General features: G+C 65.6%; 10 protein-coding genes. 6 read left to right on the forward strand and 4 right to left on the reverse strand.

What is annotated here, in order from left to right; all coding sequences use genetic code 11:
* From ACXJKR_RS19455 to ACXJKR_RS19475, 5 genes are all read left to right on the forward strand, one after another.
* On the forward strand, positions 1-629 hold a 629-nt coding region (locus tag ACXJKR_RS19455), incomplete at its 5' end, for a DctP family TRAP transporter solute-binding subunit (RefSeq protein WP_457324215.1).
* 124 nt (positions 630-753) lie between these two features.
* Positions 754-1,371 carry a TRAP transporter small permease gene (locus tag ACXJKR_RS19460; protein ID WP_056194556.1) on the forward strand — a complete coding sequence of 206 codons (618 nt, stop codon included), beginning with the start codon at positions 754-756 and terminating at the stop codon, positions 1,369-1,371.
* Entirely contained in the window at positions 1,368-2,651 is a 1,284-nt protein-coding gene (locus ACXJKR_RS19465) for a TRAP transporter large permease (RefSeq protein ID WP_457324216.1), read from the forward strand. The genes ACXJKR_RS19460 and ACXJKR_RS19465 overlap by 4 nt, the downstream gene beginning before the upstream one ends.
* Positions 2,652-2,661: 10 nt before the next feature.
* Positions 2,662-3,639, forward strand: a complete 978-nt coding sequence (locus ACXJKR_RS19470) for an SRPBCC family protein (protein WP_457324217.1) — start codon at positions 2,662-2,664, stop codon at positions 3,637-3,639.
* A 39-nt stretch (positions 3,640-3,678) separates the two neighbouring features.
* Complete coding sequence (locus ACXJKR_RS19475) at positions 3,679-4,296, forward strand: ANTAR domain-containing response regulator (protein WP_056194563.1); 618 nt, start codon at positions 3,679-3,681, stop codon at positions 4,294-4,296.
* A gap of 129 nt (positions 4,297-4,425) precedes the next feature.
* Here ACXJKR_RS19475 and ACXJKR_RS19480 read toward each other — a convergent pair whose 3' ends face one another.
* The 4 genes from ACXJKR_RS19480 to ACXJKR_RS19495 all read right to left on the reverse strand — a co-directional run bounded on the left by ACXJKR_RS19480 (position 4,426) and on the right by ACXJKR_RS19495 (position 6,039).
* Positions 4,426-4,794: a hypothetical protein gene (locus ACXJKR_RS19480; RefSeq protein WP_457324218.1), complete on the reverse strand. Its 369-nt coding sequence runs from the start codon at positions 4,792-4,794 to the stop codon at positions 4,426-4,428.
* A 229-nt stretch (positions 4,795-5,023) separates the two neighbouring features.
* On the reverse strand, positions 5,024-5,473 hold the full coding sequence (locus ACXJKR_RS19485) for a PoNe immunity protein domain-containing protein (protein ID WP_457324222.1): 450 nt from the start codon (positions 5,471-5,473) through the stop codon (positions 5,024-5,026).
* 9 nt (positions 5,474-5,482) lie between these two features.
* Complete coding sequence (locus tag ACXJKR_RS19490; protein WP_457324219.1) at positions 5,483-5,785, reverse strand: hypothetical protein; 303 nt, start codon at positions 5,783-5,785, stop codon at positions 5,483-5,485.
* A gap of 86 nt (positions 5,786-5,871) precedes the next feature.
* The gene (locus tag ACXJKR_RS19495) at positions 5,872-6,039 is read right to left on the reverse strand and encodes a hypothetical protein (protein ID WP_457324220.1); all 168 of its coding nucleotides are present in this window, start codon (positions 6,037-6,039) and stop codon (positions 5,872-5,874) included.
* A 413-nt stretch (positions 6,040-6,452) separates the two neighbouring features.
* On the opposite strand from ACXJKR_RS19495, the gene ACXJKR_RS19500 reads away from it, so the two are divergent.
* Positions 6,453-7,231, forward strand: a 779-nt coding sequence (locus tag ACXJKR_RS19500; protein WP_457324221.1) for a CmpA/NrtA family ABC transporter substrate-binding protein, incomplete at its 3' end; no start/stop codon positions are given.

Raw genomic sequence — 7,231 nt, forward strand, 5'->3', positions numbered from 1 at the left:
GTGCCGATCTCTTCAAGAAGCTGGAACCCAAGGGCATCAAGGGCCTGGCCTACTGGGACAACGGCTTCCACATCATGAGCGCCAACAAGCCGCTGCACAACGTGGCGGACTTCAAGGGCATGAAGATGCGCATCCAGTCCAGCAAGGTGCTGGACGCGCAGATGCGCGCCCTGGGCGCCATCCCGCAGGTGATGGCCTTCTCCGAGCTCTACCAGGCACTGCAGACCGGTGTGGTGGACGGCACCGAAGGCGTGCCGAGCAACTTCTACACGCAGAAGATCTTCGAAGTGCAAAAGCACATGACGATGTCCAATCACGGCCACCTGGCCTATGCGGTCATCGTCAACAAGAAGTTCTGGGACGGCCTGCCGGCGGACATCCGCACCCAGCTGGAAGCGGCCATCAAGGAAGCCACGACCTATGCCAACGCCATCGCCAGCACCGAGAACGGCCGCGCGCTGGAAGGCATCAAGGCCAGCGGCAAGGTGACCATCTACACGCCGACGCCCGCCGAGACCAACGAGTGGAAGAAGGCGCTGATGCCCGTCCACAAGGAGATGGAATCGCGCGTCGGCAAGGCCACCATCGAGGCCGCCTACAAGACGGCTGGCTTCGTCGCGCCGAAATAAGCCCCCCCGTACCGGCTGACGCCGGCCCCCCAGGGGGCAAGCCAGCGGCCTGGCAAAGCCAGTTCCGCGGCTTCGCTCGGTCAATACACCGCCTGGCGTGCGCCGGAAGCGGTTGGAGAAACTCATGTTGAACAAAGCGCTCAATCATCTGGAGGAGTGGATGATCTCCTTCCTGATGGCCGCGGCGACGCTGGTGATCTTTTTCGCCGTCGTACACCGCTACCTGGCCGGGCTGCCCTATATCCAGGACATCGCCCTCAAGATCCACGTGAGCTGGGCCCAGGAGCTCTGCATCATCCTGTTCGTGTGGATGTGCAAGTTCGGCGCGGCCTATGGCGTGCGCACCGGCATCCACGTCGGCGTGGACGTCATCATCAACCGCATGTCGCCCGCCAACCGCGGCCGCTTCGTCATCTTCGGCCTGCTGGCCGGCGCGCTGTTCACCGGCGCCATCGCGGTGCTGGGCGGCACCTTCGTCTGGGACAACGGCGCCCACCACGCCTTCCTGGACCTCATCGGCCAGCCGCGCGAGGACGTCTACGAAGGCCCGACGACGCCTGACCTGGAATGGCCGACCTGGATGGTCTATTCGGCCATCCCGCTCGGTTCGGCGCTGATGTGCTATCGCTTCCTGCAGGTCTGCTGGACCTTCCACAAGACCGGCGAACTGCCCAAGCATGACGAGTCCCACGTCGAGGGCGTGGATGAACAGACCCCGCTGGAAGTGGAGGCCCGCAAATGAATGCACTCATCATCTTCAGCCTGCTGCTGGCGCTGATGCTGACCGGCATGCCGATCAGCATCTCGCTCGGCCTCACCGTGATGACCTTCATCGTCACGATGACCCAGGTCCCCATCGAATCGGTCGCCCTGAAGCTGTTCACGGGCATCGAGAAGTGGGAAATCATGGCCGTGCCCTTCTTCATCCTGGCCGRCAACTTCCTGACCCACGGCGGTGTCRCGCGGCGGATGATCAACTTCGCCACGTCGATGGTGGGGCATTTCCACGGCGGCCTGGCGCTGGCGTCCATCCTGGCCTGCTCGATGTTCGCGCTGGTCTGCGGCTCCTCGGTCGCGACGGTCGTGGCCATCGGCTCCATCGTGTTGCCGGCCATGGTGGCTCACGGCTACCCGATGCGCTTCGGCGCCGGCGTCATCATCACGGCCGGGTCGCTGGGCATCCTGATGCTGCCGTCGATTCCGAAGGTCATCTACGCGATCTCGACCAACACCTCCATCGGCGCCCTGTTCGTCGCCGGCCTGCTGCCCGGCATCACGCTGGCCCTGATGCTGGCCGCGGTGACCTGGTACATCGCCCGCAAGAACAACTACCCGCGCCTGGCCCGCATGGGCTGGATGGCCCGCTTCCAGGCCTTCCGCAAGAGCTTCTGGGGCCTGCTGCTCGTCGTCATCATCGTCGGCGGCATCTGGTCGGGCGCCTTCACGGCCACCGAGGCGGCGGCGATGGCGGCGGTGTACTCCTTCTTCGTGGCCATCTTTGTCTACAAGGACCTGAAGCTCAAGGACGTGCCCAAGGTGCTGAAGGACTCGGCCAACATGTCCGCGATGCTGCTCTACATCATCACGAACGCGGTGCTGTTCTCCTTCGTGCTGACCAACGAGAACCTGCCCCACCAACTGGCCGACTGGCTGCTGGGCATGAACCTGGGGCAGAGCGGTTTCCTGTTCGTCGTCAACCTGGTGCTGCTGGGTGCGGGCAACTTCATGGACCCGTCGTCCATCATCCTGATCATGGCGCCGATCTTCTTCCCGGCCGCCATGCAGCTGGGCGTGAACCCGGTGCACTTCGGCATCCTGATCGACGTCAACATGGAAGTGGGCCTGTGCCACCCGCCGGTGGGCCTGAACCTGTACGTCGCTTCGGGCATCTCGAAGTTGGGCATCACCGAGCTGACCAAGGCCGTCATGCCCTGGCTGCTGACGATGATCGTCTTCCTCGTCATCGTCACCTACTGGCCATGGCTGACGCTCGTCGTTCCCCAAATGATGGGCATGCTCTAAGGAGCCGACCATGAGTGCGCTCCTCTTCGCGCTGGCCCTGCTGACAGTGCTGCTGCTCGTCTACATGGGCCGCTACAGCGGCCGGGTGCGGGCCGAGGAGAGCCGGCTCATCGCTGCGCCGCCTGAGGCCATCTACCAGCGGGTGGCCGACCTGGCGCAGTGGCAGGCCTGGAACCCCTGGCTGGAGCATGCGCGTGGCGCGCGTGCCGAGGCCGACGGCATCGCCCTGGCCTGGGACGTGCCCCACGTCGGCCGCGGCAGCGTGCGCCAGACGAGGCAGACGCCGTCGCGCGCGCTGCGCCAGCGCCTGCAGTTCGCCCTGCCCTTTGCCTATCGCGGCCGCTCGGACTGGCGCTTCGACCCCGCGCCGGGCGGCACCCAGGTCACCTGGCGCTTCAAGGGCCGCGTCGCCTTCACGCTGCGCGCCTTTGCCGCCACCGTACAAGGCGCCACCGCCCTGGACCTGCGCTTCGGCCTGGACCGCCTCGCCGCGACGCTGGAGTCAACGCCCCCGGCCTACACGCTGGATTACCTCGGCGTGCAGGAGCAACGCGCCCACGCCTACGCCCAGGCGCACCACCGCGGCCCGCTGGACAAGCTGGCCGCGGAGTTGCCGCCACGGATCAAGGAGGTGCGTGAGCAACTCGCCACGGCGGGGCTGGCGGCAACCGGCACCGCCACCATCCACTATCTGAAGACCCAGCTCAAGCTGCGCATCGTCGACTGCCGGGTCGGCGTCGAACTTCCCGCCGATGCCGCATTGCCCAACGGCCTCAAGCTGCAGCAGCAAGCGGCCCACGCCGCCTATGTACTGCGCTACGACGGCCCGCCCGAGGCGCTGGAGCTGGCCTGGTACCAGGCCATGCAGCGCCTGCGCATCGAGCAGCACCAGCCGCATCCGCAGCTGCCGCCCTATGCCTGCTACCTGGGCGAGTCGGCACCCGGCCGGCGCGGTGTCGTGCACCTGTATTTGCCGCTGAAGACCTAGGAAACGCCCCACGGCACGCTATTTGCACTGCCCTGGGGCATGAACACGCCCCCGTTTGCCCTCCCCGGGCTGCGCGTGCTGCTGGCGGATGCCGGCCAGCGCCGCAGCCCCGTCATCCGCCTGGAGCTGATCCGACTGCGCTGCCAGCTCGTCGACGTCATCGACCTCGTCGCCCAGCCTGATGCCCTGCCCATGGCCCTGCAGCGCCTGGCACCCGAGCTGCTGCTGGTCGACTGCGAGCAGCCCACACCCGAGCTGCTGGCCCAGTTGGGCGAATCCCTGCAGCAACAGCCCCGCCCGGTGCTGCTCTTTGCCGAGCAGATGGGCCCGGAGCAGATGCGCGCCGCCCTGCAGGCCGGCATCAGCACCCTGCAGCTCGCCGGCCTGCCGCCGCAGCGCCTGGGTGCCCTCTTGCAACTGGCCCTGGCCCGCTTCGAGCACGACCAGACCCTGCAGCGCGACCTGCGCCAGACCCAGACCCAGCTGGCCGAGCGCAAGCTCGTCGAGAAGGCCCGCGGCATCCTGATGCGCGAGCAAGGGCTGGACGAGGAGGCGGCCTTCCAGCGCCTGCGCCAGCTGGCCATGGACGGCGGGCAGACGCTGGCCTCGGTCGCCATGCGCCTGATTGATGCGGATCAGCTGCTGCGCGCCCGCTGAGCCTCGGCCTGGGGCGCCCGCGCACCAATCAGGGCTGATGCGGCGGYTGCTGCGTGTGCGTCATGTACGGCGCCTGGGCACCGGCCTGCCAAGAAGGATCGGGATGTCGAACTTGCACGTGCAGCCTCGTCAATCCAGCTCTTTCATGATGTCGCCTTCCTTGTAGTCGTCGCGGTACTCGAAGTCCACCGAGTATTTGCCACTGCGCTCGAGGTTGACAGTCATCATGTACCAGCGGGGTTGGCCGAGGTCCTGGGCAAGGCGCCAGTGACGCAGCGCAGCATCTTCAACCAGGCTTTCAAGTTCCCGCTTCGGAAAGTCCTTCCTGACAGCGCCATCCGGCGACGTGAACCAGTAGTCAGGCGCCAACACGCTTGCATCAGGCGTGACCCGGAAACAGAAGCGCACTTTCGCCGCACCAGAGCTTTCGCAAACCGCATGCAACGCCCCGGCGATGGCCTGCACAGATTCATCAAGTTTGTTCAGCATCAAATTCATCCCCCGGGGGTATTGGGAAACACTCGTTTGGTCGCCGCGCCGTCGATCCAATACCTCACGTCGATCCTCGTGGGCACCTCGCCAACAGCGGCATAGACAGGACTGACCTCCACCCTCACCTCCTTGCCCGCCTGCATCGCCTCGGCCCAGCGCGGTAAGTTGGGTCGCAACCCCAACGTCGACTGACCGCTACTTCTTGGGGTTCGCCAGTTCACCTCAAGCTATCGCGCTAAAACGCACGCCTGAGCTTTTGCAACCAACCCGGCTTGGTTGGGGCCGGCGCCGGGGCGGGCGCGAGGCCGTTGCCGGCGTGCGTTGTCGGTCCTTGCGGCCTCAGCAGGTCACCGGGGTAGTTGGGGAGCGAAAGGCAGAGCGAGTCGTCGACGCCGAAAGCTTTCACGACGGCGACGGCTTCCACGCACCAATAGCTGAAATAGCTGCTGACGCCCTCGTGGTTGTCATACCAGTAGGGCCATTCGTCCAGGTTGATCAGGCGTGACATGCCCTTCCTGGGCGGGCGGTGGAGTTCGGCGTACCAATGCTTGACGAAGTCCTGGAGCAACTTCGGTTGCCGGTCGGGCGGCGCATCCATCACCGCCAGCAGTCGTGCATGGGGCTTGGAGTGGCAAAGCTGAGTGCCGATCCGTCGCCCCGGCTGCCATGTGAAGCACAGCGGCAGTCGCGGCGATCAGCGCAGCCGGGTCGGCTCCATGTTGTAGATGAACAGCGCTGCCTTGCGGCCCCGTTCCTTCTCACCGGCGTCAAAGGCGCTGAACATCTCGGCGAGTTTGGCGTCGATCTGCTGGGCTTCGGCCAGGTCGCGCTTCAGCGCAGGGCGAATCGATGCCCACAGTTCCTTGATGTCGGCCATGTGGCTTTCATAGGTCACATAGCTCCAATCGGGGTAATCATCGGGTGGGTTGCCGATCGCCAGATTGATCGAACCGTTGAAATTTTCCAGGTCTTCTCGAAGCGACATGATGCGTGTCATTCAGTGTTTCGGCGGCAGCGTCTTCGGATCCGGAATCAGCACCTTGGGAATGGCATAGGAGCCGCCCAGCTCTGTCGGTCTGACGATCAGGAAGCTTCCCGATCGTATGTTGTTCCATCGTTGCAATTGCTCGCTGCTTGGCTGCTTTCTCGAGAGCGAGATGCGCCATGCCGGGGCGCATCGGCGTCACGCTGCACCGGATCGAAGGCATCAAGGCTTTCAAAAGGGGCAACGCTGTAGTTGTCCAGCCGCATGGGGCACTCCCTGTCTTGGTATGGCCGCATTGAAGCGGCTGCCCCCGTCGGCGGGCAATTGCGGGCGCTCCTAAAAATGCATGCCCGCACCCGGGGCGCCGCGCACCCGGACGCACCAACACGCGTCGCGACTGCACGCACCGACCCGGCGCAAACCGCCCGCCACAGCGCCTGCCATGCGCCAAGCGCGTGCAAATCGGGCCTGGCGCCACGGTGCGGGGGCTGGCACGCAACCTGCGTTAACCAATGCGAGGCCTGCAATGGCGCAGGCCTCTCGGGCCGGCCGGCTGATGAATCGGCCGGCACTTCGGGACAACGGCGTCCGACCTCTCCTTTGTCGCTCGCACTGCTCGTCGCGGTGCGGGCGATGCGTGGTCGCACGGCGTTGCGCCTTGCATGAACAGGAGCCCGTGATGACCGCCAGCGACAACTCGAACGCCACGCCCCACCTTCAGCGCCGCAGCCTGCTGGCCGCGGCTGCAGCCCTCCCCACCCTCGGCTTGGCCGGCGGTGCCTGGGCCCAGGGATCGGACAAGCCCGAGAAGGAGGAAGTGCGCATCGGCTTCATCCCGCTGACGGATTGCGCATCGGTCGTGATGGCAGCCGAGCTGGGCTTCGACAAGAAGTACGGCGTCAAGATCATCCCGACCAAGGAGGCCTCCTGGGCCGGCGTGCGCGACAAGCTCGTCAACGGCGAACTCGACATGGCCCATGTGCTCTACGGCCTCGTCTACGGCGTCCATCTGGGCACCAGCGGCCCCAAGAAGGACATGGCCGTGCTGATGAACCTGAACCACAACGGCCAGGCCTTCACGCTGTCCAAGGCGCTGGCCGACAAGGGCGCCGTCGACGGCCCGTCGCTGGCCAAGGTGATGGCGGCCAACCCGCGCGAATACACCTTCGCTGGCACCTTCCCGACCGGCACCCACGCGATGTGGATGCATTACTGGCTGGCCGCCGCGGGCATCAACCCGATGTCGGGCGCCAAGCTCATCACCGTGCCGCCGCCGCAGATGGTGGCCAATATGCGCGTGGGCAACATGGACGGCTTCTGCGTCGGCGAGCCCTGGAACCACCGCGCCATCATGGACGGCATCGGCATCACGGCCAACACGACGCAGGACCTCTGGAAGGACCATCCGGAGAAGGTGCTGGGCACCAGCGCCGACTTCGTCAAGAAGTACCCCAACAC

It is taken from the genome of Roseateles sp. P5_E11 (assembly GCF_054049355.1).